We start from the raw sequence: 15,034 nt of genomic DNA on the forward strand, positions 1-15,034 counted from the left end.
TCCTCGGGGTATATGACTCCGGGACACGGCGTTTTTGCTCATAGGGGTACTACTAGCTAGAATTACGTGGCTTTGATCTCAAGCAGTTCATATTTAATGATTCCCATCGGTGCGTCGACACTGATGATGGTGCCTACTTTTTTTCCTATGAGTTCCTTGCCTAATGGGCTCTCATAGGATATTTTATTTTCTGACACATTCGCTTCGGAAGGACCGACAATTTGATACTCCAATTTATCGGAAAATTCAATATCATTCAGGATGACACTGGAACCAATATTAACGATGGAAGGATCCAAACTCTCAGAATCGACGACTTTTGCTTTATTTAAAAGTTTTTCCAGGATGATAATTCTGGTTTCCATGAAGGACTGATCGTTTTTGGCCGAATGGTATTCACTGTTTTCCTTTAAATCCCCATAGCTGATGGCTAATTTAATGCGAGCGGCTAATTCTTTGCGCTTCACATATTTCAGATCATCCAGCTCGGCTTCTAGTTGAGCTAACCCCTCTTTGGTTACAATAACTTCATCTTTTGACATATTTATAGCTCCTATTCGGTCGGTTTCTTTATTTCTATGCTAGTTCAAGCCGCCCGTGACCCGGTGGGGGACATAGGGATCCTCGAGACGCGTTATTTCCTCGGGCGTCAGCTTGATGGAAAGAGCGGCTGCGGCATCCTCCAGGTGATGCGGCTTGGTTGCGCCGACGATCGGTGCGGTGACCGGTTTCTTCTGCAGCACCCAGGCCAGCGCAATCTGCGCACGAGGTACGCCTCGCTCAGCCGCTACCGCTGCCACCTGATCGACCACCTTGCGGTCCGCAGCAGCGGTTGAATCATAGAGCTGCTTGCCGAATGAGTCGGTTTCCGAACGGGACGTAGCTTCGTCCCAGTCACGGGTCAGCCGTCCGCGCGCAAGGGGGCTCCACGGGATCATCCCAATCTTCTCCGCTTCGCAAAGCGGCAGCATCTCGCGCTCTTCCTCCCGGTACAGCAGGTTCAAATAATTCTGCATGGACACGAACCGCGTCCATCCATGACGCTCCGCCGTATGCAGCGCCTTGAGGAACTGCCAGGCGTACATGGAGGAAGCTCCTATGTAACGAGCCTTGCCGGCCTTGACGACGTCATGCAGCGCCTCCATCGTCTCTTCGATCGGCGTATCATTGTCCCAGCGATGGATCTGATACAGATCCACATAATCGGTGCCCAGCCGCTTCAGGCTGTGATCAATCTCGCTCATAATCACCTTGCGTGAGAGTCCCGCGCCATTAGGACCGGGCCGCATGCGGCCGTGGACCTTGGTTGCTATGACTACTTCATCCCGCTTGGCGAAATCCTTCAGAGCGCGGCCGACAATCTCCTCGCTGGTACCGTCGGAGTAAACGTTCGCTGTATCGAAGAAGTTAATGCCGAGATCAAGAGCTTTTTGAATGAAGGGGCGGCTCTGCTCTTCGTTTAGTGACCAAGGGTGAGCACCTCGCTCCGGAATTCCATAGCTCATGCAACCCAGGCAAAGCCGGGAAACATCCAGACCGGTAGAGCCGAGTTTGGTATAATCCATCTTTGTACGCCTTCTTTCCAATAGTTTTATCCTTCCATCATAGCGCAAGTTCCGGCTAAACTAAAGCTTTGCCCATGGCGAAATCATCCCACAATCATTCCCAGAAAAATTCACTTGCATAAAGAATACGTCTTCGTTGTATAATATAAAATACGAATACACGTTCGTATTTTTATTGTGGTGGTGGAGATTATGAGTGTTAATCCAAGGATCGAAACAGAAGAGGATATTCAAATCGTCAAGGAATACACGTTGCTGCCCATTTTACTGGATATGCTGGCTAGAGATATTGATGAATTGCAAATAAATCAGGACAAGATTGTGTTTAATCATGTCATTTTTTATTTGAGGGAAGTGGAGAGATCGATTTATCCGGAATTGCAAGGACTTAAGAGCAAGATGAAGACCTATGACATTCGAGTGCTGAAGACGGAAATGAATGCGCTCGGGATTGAGGTTGAGTACAAGGTTCGCGGCTACATCCACCATTTCAATATGCTCAGGAGCTTGGTCAAGGCAGAGTTAATGACGATGCTGATGAACTTGCGGAGGCGGTTAGGATGAGCGAAACCGGCGAAAAGGTTATATTTTTGGCGGACTGCCAGAGCTTCTATGCAAGTGTGGAGAAGGCCGAGCATCCCGGATGCAAGAACAAGCCTGTAGCTGTGGCCGGTGATCCGAGGCGCCGTTCAGGCATTATTTTAGCCGCGTGCCCGATTGCCAAAAGATTTGGAGTGACCACGGCCGAACGGCTCGGCGAAGCCTTGATCAAGTGCCCCGAGCTGGTGATCATGCGTCCCCGCATGCAGCATTATATTAATGTTTCGCTTATGATCACGCAAATCTACAAGGAGTTCACCGACCTTGTCGAGATATTTTCGATCGACGAGCAGTTTCTCGATGTAACCGGAAGTCTGTCCTTCTATGGCGACCCGGTTACGATTGCGGCCGCTATTCAGCGAAAGGTTCTTCAGCAAACGGGAGTGTGGGTGAGAGTCGGCATCAGCTCCAATAAAATTCTGGCCAAAATCGCAACGGACATCTGGGCGAAAAAGAATAAAAGCGGGATTTTTACATTGCCCAAATCCGATGTGGAATCTACCCTGTGGGAGCAGCCGGTGAATAAAATGTTCGGGGTCGGATCGCGGATGACGGCTCATTTTGCGCGGCTCGGCATGTATACGATCGGGGATATTGCGAGGACGCCGCTGCCGCGGTTGAAGGAAAGATTTCGGGCGCGTTTCGGGAAGCAAAGCGATATTCATGCCGAGGTGATGTGGAGGACGGCGAACGGCCTGGATGACTCTCCCGTCACTCCGGGGACGTTCAATGCAGCGCCCAAGTCGATCGGCCATATGATGACCCTGCCGAGGGATTACACGGAAAACAGTGAGGTCGAGACGATTTTGCTGGAGCTCACCGAGGAGGTTTGCCGAGACTGCCGCCGCAAGGGGTACATGGGCTGGGTGGTTTCCATCAGCTGCATGTGCAGTCCTTATGAGGCGCCAACGGGGTTTTCGCGGCAAATGAAGATGCCTGATCCGACCAACAACACGAACGCTGTCTTTGAAGCGGCCAAAATGCTGTTTTACCGATACTGGGATAAAATGCCGGTGCGCCGCATAGGGGTAACGATCAGCAATCTGGTGGATGATCTGGGCTATCAATTGACGCTGTTCGAGGATCAGGTGAAGTCCAGGGCTTTGGATAAGGCTACGGACCTCATCAAGGATCGTTACGGCAGCGGGGCTATCGTCAGAGCTTCATCGGCAACGGCTTCAGGGCAGGCCCAGGAGAGGGCACAGAAGATCGGAGGGCATTATAAATGACCAAGAAACTCGAAGGCAACGGGCTGTGGGAGTCCAGCCGCATGATGCTTCCGCAGCATAAAGAGCAATCGATGCCGATTCAGAACAACACATGGGCCCGGGCTGCCGAGCCTGTAACGAAACAAGAAATCGAGATGATGCGGGACTCTATCATTCTGCCCATGGCCCTGAGCATTGTTGAAAAGAACAGCAGGGAAGTGGCTATGTCGTCCTTAACACTGAAGGTATTGTTTTCCAGCGCCGCCAAAATACTGGCTAAACAAATACGAGCGGATGCGCAAAAATCCAAAAAAGTGCTCGTCGAAAGAGATATTCAGGTGATGGAGGAGTCCAAGGATGATACAGAGCTCATCTATCGCTATGTGTGTCGCGGGCATGAGGCCCGGTTTGTCATGACCAAGGAGTTCATGCGCGCCGAGATCGGCGTGCGGATTGGAAGGTATGCGAAAAGCCTCGTCGACGTTCTTCAGGAGGCGGGGAAGGCTTAGGCGGCCAAATGCTTTCGGCGGGTTTGTAGGAAATCGGCAAAGACTTGTCGAACATGTAATCAACTTAAATAAAAATGATAAAGGAGATCGGACATGGGAAAATCTTTTCCGGCTATTCTACCCGAACATGAAGCGTTCATAAAAAAGCAGCACATCTTTTTCGTTGGCTCAGCGCCTCTAAATGCGGAGGGCCATATCAACATTTCACCGAAGGGGCACGATGTGCTGCGGATTTTTTCGCCGACAGAAGTCGCTTATCTGGACTTGACGGGCAGTGGGAATGAAACGAGTGCGCACATCGAGGATAATGGCAGAATTACAATCATGTTCATGGCATTGGAAGGTCCTCCCGAGATTTTACGTCTCTATGGGACTGGGCGTGTCATCCTGCCCGACATGGCGGAGTGGGATGAATTGGCTCAGCATTTTGATCTGCTTCCAGGCGCCAGGCAAATTATTTTCATTCATGTCCACGAGGTGAAAACATCCTGCGGGTATAGCGTGCCTTTCTACTCCTACACGGGCGAACGCGATACGCTTCAGAAGTGGGCTGCACAGAAGGGCGAGCAGGGTCTGATCGATTATCGTCAGCAGAAAAATTCCACAAGCATGGATGGCATAGTGACTCCCCTTGGCAAGAGATTCTCCGGGGCGAAAGAGGCAGGCCACTCATGAAACTCCGCTGCGCTGTACTCGATGACTATCAACAAGTCGCCCTGACCATAGCCGACTGGTCTTCTATCTCTGATCAGGTGGAGATCGAATCCTTTAACCGGCATTTTATGGATGAGGATGAATTGATTAGCAAGCTCAGCCATTTTGAAATCATTGTGATCATGCGCGAACGCACTCCTTTTCGTGCAGCACTGTTCGCACGCTTACCCCGTTTGAAACTGCTGGTTACGACGGGCATGTGGAACGCATCTATCGATCTCGAAGCGGCAGCTTTGCACGGTGTGACCGTTTGCGGCACATCTGGTAACTCGGAGCCTACAGTAGAGTTGACTTGGGCCTTAATTCTAGGACTTGCACGCAATTTGGTGCAGGAGAACAACGCACTCCGAAATAATGGCCCTTGGCAATCTACCCTCGGGACGGATCTCCATGGCAAACGGCTTGGGCTGCTGGGACTCGGCAAGATCGGCAGCCGAGTGGCTCGTGTCGGCTTGGCGTTCGGTATGGAAGTGATGGCGTGGAGCCAGAATTTAACCAAGGATCGGACGGATCAGGCAGGCGTACAATTGGCAGCGTCGAAAGAGGAGCTGCTGAAAAGCTCGGATTTTGTCTCCATCCACCTTGTGCTCAGCGAACGGACGAGGGGGCTCATAGGCACCTCAGAGCTCCAACAGATGCGCCCATCCGCGTATCTCATCAACACATCTCGTGCTCCGATTGTCAATCAAGCCGCCTTCATTGAAGCTCTGCAAAAAGGTTGGATCGCTGGGGCCGGTATCGATGTATATGACATGGAGCCTCTGCCGGAAGATGATATTCTTCGCTCTTTGCAGAATGTTCTGACCACACCGCATCTTGGTTATGTATCGAAAGGGAATTATCATACTTTTTATCAAGGCGCAGTCGAAGACATACAAGCTTTCTTGTCCGGGGCGCCGATTCGAAAGCTGTCTTGATGCCAAATTATGGAGGGGATAGAGCATGTGCGGGCGTTATACGATCATCGTAACTTTGGACGAGCTCTTACGGCGCTATGATGTTTCCGGTTCGATCATGCCTTCTCATATGCCCAGGTACAATGTAGCTCCGGGACAAATGGTGATGGCCGTGATCAACGACGGCGAGCGGAATCGACTCGGGGAGCTGCGCTGGGGGTTGATTCCCGAATGGGCGAGAGATGAGAGGATCGGCTACAAGATGCTGAATGCGAGGGCGGAGACACTGGCAGAGAAACCGGCATTCAGAAACTCTCTTCAGCGCAAAAGATGCCTCATTCCCGCCGACTCCTTCTACGACTGGAAACGGACAGATAAAGGGAAGCAGCCGATGCGGATCCTGCTGAGGAGCAAAGAGGTATTCAGCTTGGCTGGGCTTTACGATACCTGGACATCACCGGATGGGAGCAAGATCTCAACGTGCACGGTTATAACTACAAGATCCAATGAAATGATGGCGGAGATCCATGACCGCATGCCGGTGATTTTACGGCCGCAGGAGGAGTCCATATGGCTGGATCGCCAGGTTACCCAGACCGATTTTCTGCTTCCATTGCTGAGGCCGTATGAGGCGGATGAGATGTATGCTTATCCAGTGTCGGACAGGGTGGGCAATGTGCGTAATGATGATGAAGCTTGCGTTGAGGAGGCTGCCCTGCTCTTATAAAAAATCCCGTACCACGTTAGAGTGGACGGGATTTTTTTATAGTCATTTATTAACTTCCGATAGCGGGTCGAAATTCGGATAGACGTAAGCAGATTCGGGAGTAGGAATTTTTTCCACCTTACTGGCCTGAATCTTGAAAATTTCATTGTCGTGATAGGTTGTTTTCTGGATGGTGCCGCTAACCGTCACCCAAGTGTCTTTTGCGTAATTTTTGGCAGTGGGGAAATCGATCAATACCCCATATGGCGAGGCATCCGCTGAACAGCACTGCATGACGAATCTTCCAACGACAAATTGATTTTCCTTTAAATCGTTCTCACGGTACACAAAGCCGCTGATTTCGATTTTTTTGCCGATAAAAGGATCTTTGAACAGATCAATCGCAGATAAAACCTCCAAATAAATTTCCGGTTTAACGACAATCTTGTCCTTCTTGTAAAGCTCTTTGGCCAGGCTGGCCAGTTCTTCATCCCATTTGTCCGCAGGCTTGAACATCTTGTCTAATTCAGCTTCGGTTTTAGTGGAGGAAGAGGACTTGGCTGCTTGATCTTGAGCTAAATTGGGATCGGCAGTTGGAGAAGCGGTTGGTTTGGAGCTTTCTGCGGCACTTAGTCCGCTGTTAGGACTGGGAGAAGGACTAGAAGAAGGTATGGGAGTAGGAGCGGGTTTAGCAGCTGAGCTAACAACTCGATTGGAGCTTGAACCCGTCAGGCTCATTCCTTTTTTCTCGGCGAGCGCACTGCTCATGGCCGTGTTGGGCAGCAAAAAGCCAACGAGCAGCGGCAAAATGAACAGGCTGTAGGCAATCCCGTTTCGCATAACGGAGCGCGAGGGCGTATGCTCGCAATCGCAGACCACACGATTTCCCCAATAGGCGCGCAAAGCCATGTACCCTTGATAACACGACACTATGTACAACACGACGGCTGAAGCCTGAACATAGATCATCATACGCGGAGCGATATAATAACCAAGCGCCCCGGATTTGGACAAAAACACGATATAGCTCGAGAAGCCAAGCAGAATGAAGGTGCGGACGAAATAATGAAGACTTAAGAAGCGGTTTTCGCTCATGAGTTTGATCCCCTTCACAGTTTGCTCTTCCTTTAGGACGGTGTAGCCGTTTATCCTTGCATGAAAAATAATCGTTCAACGATCAAGGAGCCGCTTAGCACGGTAATGGCTATGAGTATCGACAGAATCAGGACGAATCGGGTTTTAAAAATCGATAAAAGCATCAGGGTGTTTTTGAAATCGAGCATCGGACCGAACACCAGAAACGTCAGCAGGGAGCCTGCGGTAAACGTATTGGTGAAAGACGAAGCCACAAAGGCATCCGACGTGGAGCACAGCGAAAGCACATAACCGAACCCCATCATGAATAGATGTGAGCTTAATGGGCCCTGACCGATGCCCACCAACAAATCTCGGGCCAGGAAGGTCTGAATGCCTGCGGTAATCAGTGAACCGAATATGAGATATTTGCCCATTTCGAAAAATTCATCGGAAGCATGAACAAAAAAGGTCGCTACTCTGCCGCCGTGTGAATGGCCATGATCATGATGCTCATGATGGTGATGGTGGCTGTGAGGTTCAATGCGGTTCGACTTATTTTGGCGCAGCGGATTCTTTTTCACATAACGATATAAAATCAATCCGATCGCAAAAGCGACAGCAAAGGCCAAACCCATCCGGGAATAGGCGATTTCCGGGCGGGAACGAAACGCAAGAAACGTGGATGCATAGACAATGGGGTTAATGATCGGGCCGGTACAGATAAAGACAATGGCGATGTAAACAGGCATGCCCTTCATAATCAGGCGCCGAACTACCGGAATCATGCCGCATTCGCACATGGGGAAAATAATGCCCATCACGCAAGCGAACAAAATGCCGAGGATTGGGTTTTTGGGAATGATGCGGCTGATCGTTTGCTCGGAAACAAACACCTGAAGCAGCGAAGAGAGGATCACACCGAGCAGGATAAAAGGGATGGCTTCGAGCAGTATGCTGATGAACATCGTTTTAAAAGAATGCAAATAGTCCGAGCTCGCGATGGAAAATTGCGGCAAACCTTTATCGACCAGGATAAAAAATACAAGCAGAAAACAAACAGCGGCTATGAAATTGAGTCCAAAACGGTATATACGAATAGGCATGAGCAGGTTCTCCCAATGGTTAATCATAACAATTATATCGTATGAATTTAGGCAGGTATATAGGACAACTTTCGTCTTTATGACTTCGGCGGAATCCTGATTTGCACAGCTCTCTCGGACTGACCGTCGTTTTCCTGGGGATAGCCAAGAGAGGCATTGACGAAGCGGCAGTCGTGATTCACATAATCCATCCGCCGATGCATATGCCCAAAGCACCAAATCTTTTTGGAGATCAATGGAAAGAATGGGGCTCCGTCAAAATAATAATAGCTCGTAGCTTTGCTCAGCTTGCCCACTTGCGGAGACCTGCTCCAATCGGGTGAGAAGTGAGTGATAATCACATCTGAATAGGGCAGTATTCGAGCGAGCTTTCTTTTTTCTTCATAGAACATCTCTTTGGTGTCGCGAGGCTTTCCGCGCGTTAATTTAGCATCATTGGAAACGGATTTCCAATGCTCATAAATCTCGGGATAATTCGAATTTAAAATTTGGATGGCATACTGAAAATCGTACCACATGCCGCAGCCGCCATAATGAGTTCCGTCAATCGTCACCACATCTCCATCCAGAAAGAGAACGTTCGGGAGATATTTGATCCTTTTTTTCATATCATCCAGCCTGTTCATGGAATTAAAACCAAACTTATATCGAATCGATGGAGTCAGCATGTAGTAATCGTGATTGCCGGCTACCAGCAGGATGTAAGTGTAATGCTCCTTAAGCGCCTTCAACAGCTTGTAATTTTGCTTGTTATCATGACCGATATCTCCAGCGATGATCAAGACGGCAGAAGGCTGGGGAGGCAGAATCTTTTGAATAAACTCTTCCAGGCTCTTCTTTTTGAAGGCATTCCAACCGGGAGTCACCCAAAAGTCAAGATGGATATCCGAAATCAGATCAAAACTGGACATGGTTCCTCCCGAATTTGTTTTTTTAAAAAAAGCGATGTCTGCTGTGTAAAATTTCTAGTTAATGGGTAATGAACGTATAAGAGACTTTGTACTGCCATTCTTGCAAAGGAGGGGAAACGGATGACTAGACCTGTTCAAGCTTATTTTAACACGGAAAGTGAAGCTGAGGATGCAAAAATTTTACTGCAAACCCTTGCAGCCGATATGCTGGAGGTTGGTGAAACGGGTGATGAACATCTAAACGGAGTACGGTTCATTGCGCCTTTTACCGTTGCACAGGGGACCTTGGGAGGGTCTGGCGCTATAAATACGGGTGCTGGAGCCGCCATCACGAATACGACACCGATCGTGGGGGATCTCGATACCAACAAGCGAGAGAACCTAAACGACTTGAGATATGTACTTTCCGGTAAAGTCCGAGACGAAGATTTCGATGAAGCCGTAACCATGATTCAACGCAACAATGGCCATGTAATGGCATTGGATTAATTTGCATGAATGTAATGACATTACATGACGATGGCGGTGTTGAGGGTGCCTTTTAACGTCCAGGATTGGGAAAGGGTAAATAGCTATACTTATCGAAACAAGAGTACCAGACTGTGCAAAAGTAAGGTGACCTTCAGTTTGGAGGAGCAGTACAAGCTGGAGATCCGCGACTTCATATTAATCAAAAGCGGAGCCCTATTGATCAAGAAACTCTTAAACCAAAAGGAATGATCAAAGACAAAAGACGCCTCATTAGAAGCGCCTTTGTTTGGTTGGAACGATTATTCACGCGGCTGATGTCCATAAGGCACATGATGGCCATGCATTGGATAATATTGATGATGATATTGCCAAGGTTGATGAAGCATCCATGGGTTGTAGCCTTGCTGCCAGGGTTGCAACCCAAAAGAATGGTATCCTGGGTGACCGCCAAATTGGCCAAATTGGCCATACTGCCCATAGTGTCCATAAGGAGTATAATGACCATACTGGCCGTGACCGTACGGGACTTGGCCATGAAAACCTGGTTGCATATGCATCGGCTGAGCAGCCCGAAACACATCAAAAGCAGTTTCTGTTTCCTCAATTGGTGGATTTTCTTGCGACATCGGTATATTTCTCCTCTCTTCTGAAAGCCTACTATAGGCTATGCATGAAGAAGAAAGAAGGGCACCTGTCTTGAGAAAATGGGCTCTAGCCTATTCGACCTTTGCTCCAAACGATCTCGCCAAAAGGACAGCTTGTGTGATGTCCAGTCGTGCGCCTTTAATGTCCAGAGCTTTAAAATCAATGCCATCAAGCAGGGCTCCGCGCAAATCCGCGCCTTGCAGCTTCACTTTGGCCATCTGCGCACGTGTGAGGTCAGAAGATCTTAAGTCTGTTTTTTCCAGGTTGCATTCATATAAGTCAGCCTCTATCAGGCGTATGCCGCGCAAATCCTGTTTTGATAAATTGGCATACCTTAGGTTGGTATAAGACCAATCTCCGCCACGGATCGTAATACCGTCCAATTGGGCTTTTGTGAAATCAGAGCCTACCATTTTACATTCGTCAAATTTGGCGACAAACAGGTTCGCCTCTTGAAATTGGCAATTGGTAAAGGCCGAACCCGTATGAATGGAAGCATTAAACATCGCTCCCGTAAAATCACATTCGATGAAGCTGCATCCCTTTGTCGTGACTTCTTCCAAGTGAGTTCCACGAAACAGGCATTTTACAAACGTACAGCCAAGCAGCTCACCATCTCTTTGATCTGCTTGGCTGAAGTCGACTTCTTCGTAGGTTTGGTCCGTGTACTGGAACACGTCTAAAATCCTATTTTATGGGAAACAGGTTTGTTTTCACTGTTTAACACAATGTTTCTAATCGAAGAAACAGGAATGATATGACTCTCGATTGAGGTTGTGTAGGTCAGGAACTTATCATCAGCCTCTTTAATCGTACCTCTGCTTACAAGTTGGCCGTCAATGAAATAAATAGTGGCTTCTTTACCATTGAGATAGCTTAACATAGATAGGATCATCCTTTCTTTGATTCAATTTCTATTGATTTCGATTATACGCACTCATTCATACGTTGTCCATCACGGGAAAAAGTGATGATTGCCGAAAAGGTTTCACGACAAATCAAACAGACTGCCGATTTCTCGACAGCCTGTTCGCTTCCAGCCTGAAAAGGCTTGTCCTATTTATTTCGTGAATTCCTGTACCCATTCGCCATTGTAATAAGCAACACCAATTTTAGCGAAATTCGGACTTAAAATGTTTTGACGATGTCCTGCGCTGTTCATCCAGGCAGTCATAACTTCCTGCGGTGTTCTTTGACCCATGGCAATATTCTCGCCAGCATAGCTATATTTAATGCCAAATGCTGTCATCATGGCAAAGGGAGAGCCGTAGGTAGGGGATGTATGGCTGAAATAATTGTTGTTGTACATATCTTTGGCTTTTGCCAAAGCCATCGACGACAATGCGCTGTCGCTAGATAAAGCACTGAGTCCTGCATTGGCACGCTCTTTGTTAACCAAGGAAACAACTTGATTCGCATATGAGGAAACAGATATGGTACTGCCCGTTGACTTCGGTGTGGTACTGCCCGTAGACTTCGGAGGGCTTGGAGGGGAATAGCTTGCTCCAGGGATGTTTAGAACCAATCCCGGCCAAATGTTATTCGGGTTGGATATCTGCGGATTAGCTTTAATAAGACTGCTTAAGCTAATTCCATTGCGATTGGCAATGAGCGACATGGTATCACTGCTTTTTACCGTATACGAGGCAGCAGAAGCGGCTCCGGCTCCGATGATCGTACTTAGTGCAAGAATACCGGTTAAAACGGACTTTCTGAAACGCATTGAATCCATCCTCTCTTTTTTGCGGCCTGCGAGGTTAGCTGACGGGTTCGGGTCAAAGAGCAATCGCCCGGCCATGGATCATGGCTTCACCCCAAACAACAATGGGTTCCCCGCGCATCATATGAAGCTTCGGCCTCTTAGTTGATATTTCTCATAGATCATGAGATTACTAATTTTAACATGGTCTGCCTATTTATGTCTTTGTACTAATTTTACCAATTTATTGGGCCAATTTGGACTGGACAACGTCAAAAAAAACTGCTCTTGTAGGTTCAAGCAGTTCTAAAGACTCTATTTTGCTATATTTTGTTGCAAAGGTGGTTATACAAATAGGTTAATATGGTTTCCAAGATGATCATGGACACTTGTTTCCATAAGCACGATTTGAGTCACGCTGTAGTATTTCCAGGATGATTTATTTTTGCTGGTTTCATCCGTATGACGATGGGATTGTTCCTTTTTATCCGAGTCGTATTTATTAACGGATTGAGGAGCAGTTACAGGTTCCACCACAGTTATGGGTTCCAATTTATAAGAATTTCTAATTTCCATAATGCTGCCTCCTCGTAATTGCAATAAATATATACTTATTATATAACCCTGTGGTTGATGTCTGAAACAGTAAACTGAAGAACGCGGCGAAAGGTATTTGGCTTTGCAATCGAGAATAAAGAATTAGAGAATGATTTAAAAATTGGAGGTTGTTTAATTGTTAAGAGACGATGATATTTATGAATACATTTCAACAAAATACGATTTACTCGTATCCAAGGAAGACTATTTAAATAACATATCTACAACAATATTTGAGATTGCTGATTTCAACAATAAAGACGTTGCCGATATCGGTGCTGGAACCGGAAGATTAACTTGTATGGTGGCTTCTCAATCTAAAAGCATGGTGGCAGTTGATTTTGCTGCAGACATGCTTAAGGTAACGGCAAACAAATTATCTCAAAGAGGATTAACCAATTGGAAAACGTCGGTTTCTGATTTAAGACAACTCCCGCTTGAAGATCAAAGTATAGACATTGTCATGGCAGGATGGAGTATTTGTTATTTGTGCAGTTCCAATCATCAAGAATGGAAAGAAAATTTACATCTCATCATGAAAGAAATCCATAGAGTTTTAAGACCGAACGGGACAATCATCATTTTAGAAACCTTAGGCACTGGAAATGAAGAACCGACACCGCCTGATTTTTTGAATCAATATTATGAGACGCTTAGAGATACATATAAATTTAACCATAAGGCAATTAGGACAGATTATCACTTTGACTCCGTCCAACAAGCCGCGGAATTATGTCGTGAATTTTTTGGAGATTGGTTAGGAGATCGGATTGTTAAAGAACAATCAAGCATTGTACCGGAGTGTACAGGTGTTTGGTGGCGGATTCAGGAAGGTGACTTATCATTAATATAGCAGAACTCAACCATATTGAGTTGTTAATGAAATCATTTAATAGACCGTGGTTTATCGCTGGCGGATGGACTATTGATTTAGCCATAGGTGAATTGACAAGAGCACATAAGGACATGGATATTTGCATTTTCAGAGAGGACCTTGATTAAGCAATTGCTTTTTTTGGGGAATGGGATATTAAAGTTGCAATCCCGGGTGAACATCGATTAGAGCCCTTCCAGACATTAAGTGATGTTGATCTGCCAAGATATTGTTTGCATTTATTCAGAGGGAACGATTTTCTGGAAATACTGGCAACCGAACAAATTGCTAACGAAGTAATATTTAGAAAGAATAGAAATATCAGAATGAACATCCATGATTTTTCAAAGGGGAAACCCTCAAGACCATATGTAAATCCGGCTTGGCAATTACTATTTAAAAGTCTTGGAACAAGAAAAGAAGATGAGCATGATTTTAAGGTGTACTTGGATCGAGTAAATGATGAACAATCAAAGAAATGGTTACTGGAAAGTATGATTGAAGTTAACGGAAATAAGAGCTGGATAGAAGCATTGAGGAGGGTTGTTCCCATGATTACTATTGATAAAGTACGGCAATATGCATTGTCCTTACCAGAATCAAAGGAAGTTGAGCATTGGGGCAAACCCTCATTTCGAATTAACAACAAGATTTTTGCTATCATTCAGGAAGATGGAATTACATTAACGATCAAGACAATTGGTGAAGATCGTATGATATTTACCACTATGGACTCCAAGACATACAGAATCCCGGATTCATTTACAAACTTAAATTACATGCATGTCAATCTAAACCATGTGGATCCGGAAGAATTAAAAGGATTAATTTTAAAAGCATGGAGAAGTTTAGCTCCTAAGCGACTAGTAAAGCAATATGGCGACCTTTAAATTAACCGGGAAAGAGGATGGAATCTATGTTCACTTTTGTGGTAAACAGTGAAATTGAATTAAGAATACTGGAAGTGCGGGATGCTGAAGAAGTTTTCAATCAAATAGACAAGAATCGTGAATATTTATCAATGTGGCTGCCTTGGGCTTACCATTCAAACTTCGAAGATACGAAAGCTTATATCCAATCTGAACTGAATCGATTTGCCAAGAACGGTGGCGTTACGAGCGGTATTTTTTATAAAAATAAATTTGTAGGATGTTTAAGCACCCACGAGATTGATTGGAATAACAAGAAAACATCGCTCGGATACTGGATTGCAGAAGAGTTTCAAGGACGAGGAATTATGACTGATTCCGTTAAAAGTATGATTAACTATCTATTCAAAGTGCTGGGATTAAACCGAATTGAAATTAGAGCTTGTACAGAGAACTTGAAAAGCAGGGCTATACCTGAAAGACTTGGATTTAAGCATGAAGGAACGATAAGACAGGCTGAGTTGAATAAAGAACGCTATTTGGATCATGAAGTATATGGACTTCTAGCTGAATAATGTAAACATACAAAT

At 46.2% G+C, this 15,034-nt stretch carries 21 protein-coding genes and 1 riboswitch; of the genes, 12 read left to right on the forward strand and 9 right to left on the reverse strand.

Annotation, left to right across the window (positions count from 1 at the left end; all coding sequences use genetic code 11):
* Positions 1 to 62 precede the first annotated feature (62 nt).
* Together greA and BLV33_RS01865 are read right to left on the reverse strand one after the other, a co-directional pair.
* Positions 63 to 542: a transcription elongation factor GreA gene (gene greA, locus BLV33_RS01860; RefSeq protein ID WP_090787643.1), complete on the reverse strand. Its 480-nt coding sequence runs from the start codon at positions 540 to 542 to the stop codon at positions 63 to 65.
* A gap of 39 nt (positions 543 to 581) precedes the next feature.
* A complete protein-coding gene (locus tag BLV33_RS01865) occupies positions 582 to 1,565 on the reverse strand; it encodes an aldo/keto reductase (protein ID WP_090787646.1) in 984 nt (327 codons plus the stop codon).
* Between the two features lie 192 nt (positions 1,566 to 1,757).
* Between BLV33_RS01865 and BLV33_RS01870 the strand changes: the two genes are divergently transcribed.
* The 6 genes from BLV33_RS01870 to BLV33_RS01895 all read left to right on the forward strand — a co-directional run bounded on the left by BLV33_RS01870 (position 1,758) and on the right by BLV33_RS01895 (position 6,219).
* Complete coding sequence (locus BLV33_RS01870) at positions 1,758 to 2,129, forward strand: YhjD family protein (protein ID WP_090787649.1); 372 nt, start codon at positions 1,758 to 1,760, stop codon at positions 2,127 to 2,129.
* Positions 2,126 to 3,394, forward strand: a complete 1,269-nt coding sequence (locus BLV33_RS01875) for a DNA polymerase IV (RefSeq protein WP_090787652.1) — start codon at positions 2,126 to 2,128, stop codon at positions 3,392 to 3,394. Before BLV33_RS01870 ends, BLV33_RS01875 begins: the two co-directional genes overlap by 4 nt.
* On the forward strand, positions 3,391 to 3,882 hold the full coding sequence (locus tag BLV33_RS01880) for a YhjD family protein (protein ID WP_090787655.1): 492 nt from the start codon (positions 3,391 to 3,393) through the stop codon (positions 3,880 to 3,882). The genes BLV33_RS01875 and BLV33_RS01880 overlap by 4 nt, the downstream gene beginning before the upstream one ends.
* Positions 3,883 to 3,975: 93 nt before the next feature.
* A complete protein-coding gene (locus BLV33_RS01885; RefSeq protein WP_090787658.1) occupies positions 3,976 to 4,557 on the forward strand; it encodes a pyridoxamine 5'-phosphate oxidase family protein in 582 nt (193 codons plus the stop codon).
* On the forward strand, positions 4,554 to 5,513 hold the full coding sequence (locus tag BLV33_RS01890; RefSeq protein WP_090787661.1) for a D-2-hydroxyacid dehydrogenase family protein: 960 nt from the start codon (positions 4,554 to 4,556) through the stop codon (positions 5,511 to 5,513). Before BLV33_RS01885 ends, BLV33_RS01890 begins: the two co-directional genes overlap by 4 nt.
* Positions 5,514 to 5,538: 25 nt before the next feature.
* Complete coding sequence (locus BLV33_RS01895) at positions 5,539 to 6,219, forward strand: SOS response-associated peptidase (protein ID WP_090787664.1); 681 nt, start codon at positions 5,539 to 5,541, stop codon at positions 6,217 to 6,219.
* Between the two features lie 42 nt (positions 6,220 to 6,261).
* Here BLV33_RS01895 and BLV33_RS01900 read toward each other — a convergent pair whose 3' ends face one another.
* From BLV33_RS01900 to BLV33_RS01910, 3 genes are all read right to left on the reverse strand, one after another.
* Positions 6,262 to 7,293 (reverse strand): TIGR03943 family putative permease subunit, encoded by a 1,032-nt coding sequence (locus BLV33_RS01900; protein ID WP_090787667.1) that lies wholly within the window; start codon positions 7,291 to 7,293, stop codon positions 6,262 to 6,264.
* A gap of 50 nt (positions 7,294 to 7,343) precedes the next feature.
* Positions 7,344 to 8,378: a permease gene (locus tag BLV33_RS01905; RefSeq protein WP_090787671.1), complete on the reverse strand. Its 1,035-nt coding sequence runs from the start codon at positions 8,376 to 8,378 to the stop codon at positions 7,344 to 7,346.
* 77 nt (positions 8,379 to 8,455) lie between these two features.
* Positions 8,456 to 9,289, reverse strand: a complete 834-nt coding sequence (locus tag BLV33_RS01910; protein ID WP_090787674.1) for a metallophosphoesterase family protein — start codon at positions 9,287 to 9,289, stop codon at positions 8,456 to 8,458.
* 120 nt (positions 9,290 to 9,409) lie between these two features.
* Here BLV33_RS01910 and BLV33_RS01915 point away from each other — a divergent pair, with 120 nt between their 5' ends.
* On the forward strand, positions 9,410 to 9,778 hold the full coding sequence (locus BLV33_RS01915; protein WP_090787677.1) for a hypothetical protein: 369 nt from the start codon (positions 9,410 to 9,412) through the stop codon (positions 9,776 to 9,778).
* A 268-nt stretch (positions 9,779 to 10,046) separates the two neighbouring features.
* A complete protein-coding gene (locus BLV33_RS01920) occupies positions 10,047 to 10,460 on the forward strand; it encodes a hypothetical protein (protein WP_090787680.1) in 414 nt (137 codons plus the stop codon).
* A gap of 16 nt (positions 10,461 to 10,476) precedes the next feature.
* Here BLV33_RS01920 and BLV33_RS01925 read toward each other — a convergent pair whose 3' ends face one another.
* The 4 genes from BLV33_RS01925 to BLV33_RS01940 form a co-directional block, all read right to left on the reverse strand.
* Positions 10,477 to 11,082, reverse strand: a complete 606-nt coding sequence (locus BLV33_RS01925; protein WP_090787683.1) for a pentapeptide repeat-containing protein — start codon at positions 11,080 to 11,082, stop codon at positions 10,477 to 10,479.
* Positions 11,083 to 11,084: 2 nt separating this feature from the next.
* A complete protein-coding gene (locus tag BLV33_RS01930; RefSeq protein WP_090787686.1) occupies positions 11,085 to 11,288 on the reverse strand; it encodes a hypothetical protein in 204 nt (67 codons plus the stop codon).
* 177 nt (positions 11,289 to 11,465) lie between these two features.
* Positions 11,466 to 12,128 carry a CAP domain-containing protein gene (locus tag BLV33_RS01935; RefSeq protein WP_253186936.1) on the reverse strand — a complete coding sequence of 221 codons (663 nt, stop codon included), beginning with the start codon at positions 12,126 to 12,128 and terminating at the stop codon, positions 11,466 to 11,468.
* Between the two features lie 7 nt (positions 12,129 to 12,135).
* Positions 12,136 to 12,273: riboswitch (cyclic di-AMP (ydaO/yuaA leader) on the reverse strand.
* Positions 12,274 to 12,449: 176 nt separating this feature from the next.
* Positions 12,450 to 12,680, reverse strand: a complete 231-nt coding sequence (locus BLV33_RS01940) for a hypothetical protein (protein ID WP_090787689.1) — start codon at positions 12,678 to 12,680, stop codon at positions 12,450 to 12,452.
* A gap of 157 nt (positions 12,681 to 12,837) precedes the next feature.
* Between BLV33_RS01940 and BLV33_RS01945 the strand changes: the two genes are divergently transcribed.
* The 4 genes from BLV33_RS01945 to BLV33_RS01955 all read left to right on the forward strand — a co-directional run bounded on the left by BLV33_RS01945 (position 12,838) and on the right by BLV33_RS01955 (position 15,019).
* The gene (locus tag BLV33_RS01945) at positions 12,838 to 13,554 is read left to right on the forward strand and encodes a class I SAM-dependent methyltransferase (RefSeq protein ID WP_090787692.1); all 717 of its coding nucleotides are present in this window, start codon (positions 12,838 to 12,840) and stop codon (positions 13,552 to 13,554) included.
* Between the two features lie 26 nt (positions 13,555 to 13,580).
* Positions 13,581 to 13,703 carry a nucleotidyltransferase domain-containing protein gene (locus BLV33_RS30560; RefSeq protein ID WP_139305666.1) on the forward strand — a complete coding sequence of 41 codons (123 nt, stop codon included), beginning with the start codon at positions 13,581 to 13,583 and terminating at the stop codon, positions 13,701 to 13,703.
* Between the two features lie 198 nt (positions 13,704 to 13,901).
* Positions 13,902 to 14,465 (forward strand): MmcQ/YjbR family DNA-binding protein, encoded by a 564-nt coding sequence (locus tag BLV33_RS29775; protein WP_253186937.1) that lies wholly within the window; start codon positions 13,902 to 13,904, stop codon positions 14,463 to 14,465.
* Positions 14,466 to 14,491: 26 nt separating this feature from the next.
* Positions 14,492 to 15,019: a GNAT family N-acetyltransferase gene (locus tag BLV33_RS01955; RefSeq protein ID WP_090787695.1), complete on the forward strand. Its 528-nt coding sequence runs from the start codon at positions 14,492 to 14,494 to the stop codon at positions 15,017 to 15,019.
* Positions 15,020 to 15,034 lie beyond the last annotated feature (15 nt).

Source organism: Paenibacillus sp. GP183, assembly GCF_900104695.1.
GTDB lineage: Bacteria > Bacillota > Bacilli > Paenibacillales > NBRC-103111 > Paenibacillus_AI.

What these genes read in the sequence shown, in the direction of transcription:
- BLV33_RS01900 (WP_090787667.1), bottom strand. Translation starts at nt 7,293, where the DNA reads ATGAGCGAAAACCGCTTCTTAAGTCTTCATTATTTCGTCCGCACCTTC.
- greA (WP_090787643.1), bottom strand. Translation starts at nt 542, where the DNA reads ATGTCAAAAGATGAAGTTATTGTAACCAAAGAGGGGTTAGCTCAACTA.
- BLV33_RS01875 (WP_090787652.1), top strand. Translation starts at nt 2,126, where the DNA reads ATGAGCGAAACCGGCGAAAAGGTTATATTTTTGGCGGACTGCCAGAGC.
- BLV33_RS01870 (WP_090787649.1), top strand. Translation starts at nt 1,758, where the DNA reads ATGAGTGTTAATCCAAGGATCGAAACAGAAGAGGATATTCAAATCGTC.
- BLV33_RS01880 (WP_090787655.1), top strand. Translation starts at nt 3,391, where the DNA reads ATGACCAAGAAACTCGAAGGCAACGGGCTGTGGGAGTCCAGCCGCATG.
- BLV33_RS01930 (WP_090787686.1), bottom strand. Translation starts at nt 11,288, where the DNA reads ATGTTAAGCTATCTCAATGGTAAAGAAGCCACTATTTATTTCATTGAC.
- BLV33_RS01865 (WP_090787646.1), bottom strand. Translation starts at nt 1,565, where the DNA reads ATGGATTATACCAAACTCGGCTCTACCGGTCTGGATGTTTCCCGGCTT.
- BLV33_RS01890 (WP_090787661.1), top strand. Translation starts at nt 4,554, where the DNA reads ATGAAACTCCGCTGCGCTGTACTCGATGACTATCAACAAGTCGCCCTG.
- BLV33_RS01895 (WP_090787664.1), top strand. Translation starts at nt 5,539, where the DNA reads ATGTGCGGGCGTTATACGATCATCGTAACTTTGGACGAGCTCTTACGG.
- BLV33_RS01885 (WP_090787658.1), top strand. Translation starts at nt 3,976, where the DNA reads ATGGGAAAATCTTTTCCGGCTATTCTACCCGAACATGAAGCGTTCATA.
- BLV33_RS01935 (WP_253186936.1), bottom strand. Translation starts at nt 12,128, where the DNA reads ATGCGTTTCAGAAAGTCCGTTTTAACCGGTATTCTTGCACTAAGTACG.
- BLV33_RS01955 (WP_090787695.1), top strand. Translation starts at nt 14,492, where the DNA reads ATGTTCACTTTTGTGGTAAACAGTGAAATTGAATTAAGAATACTGGAA.
- BLV33_RS01915 (WP_090787677.1), top strand. Translation starts at nt 9,410, where the DNA reads ATGACTAGACCTGTTCAAGCTTATTTTAACACGGAAAGTGAAGCTGAG.
- BLV33_RS29775 (WP_253186937.1), top strand. Translation starts at nt 13,902, where the DNA reads ATGAACATCCATGATTTTTCAAAGGGGAAACCCTCAAGACCATATGTA.
- BLV33_RS01910 (WP_090787674.1), bottom strand. Translation starts at nt 9,289, where the DNA reads ATGTCCAGTTTTGATCTGATTTCGGATATCCATCTTGACTTTTGGGTG.
- BLV33_RS30560 (WP_139305666.1), top strand. Translation starts at nt 13,581, where the DNA reads ATGAAATCATTTAATAGACCGTGGTTTATCGCTGGCGGATGGACTATT.
- BLV33_RS01940 (WP_090787689.1), bottom strand. Translation starts at nt 12,680, where the DNA reads ATGGAAATTAGAAATTCTTATAAATTGGAACCCATAACTGTGGTGGAA.
- BLV33_RS01905 (WP_090787671.1), bottom strand. Translation starts at nt 8,378, where the DNA reads ATGCCTATTCGTATATACCGTTTTGGACTCAATTTCATAGCCGCTGTT.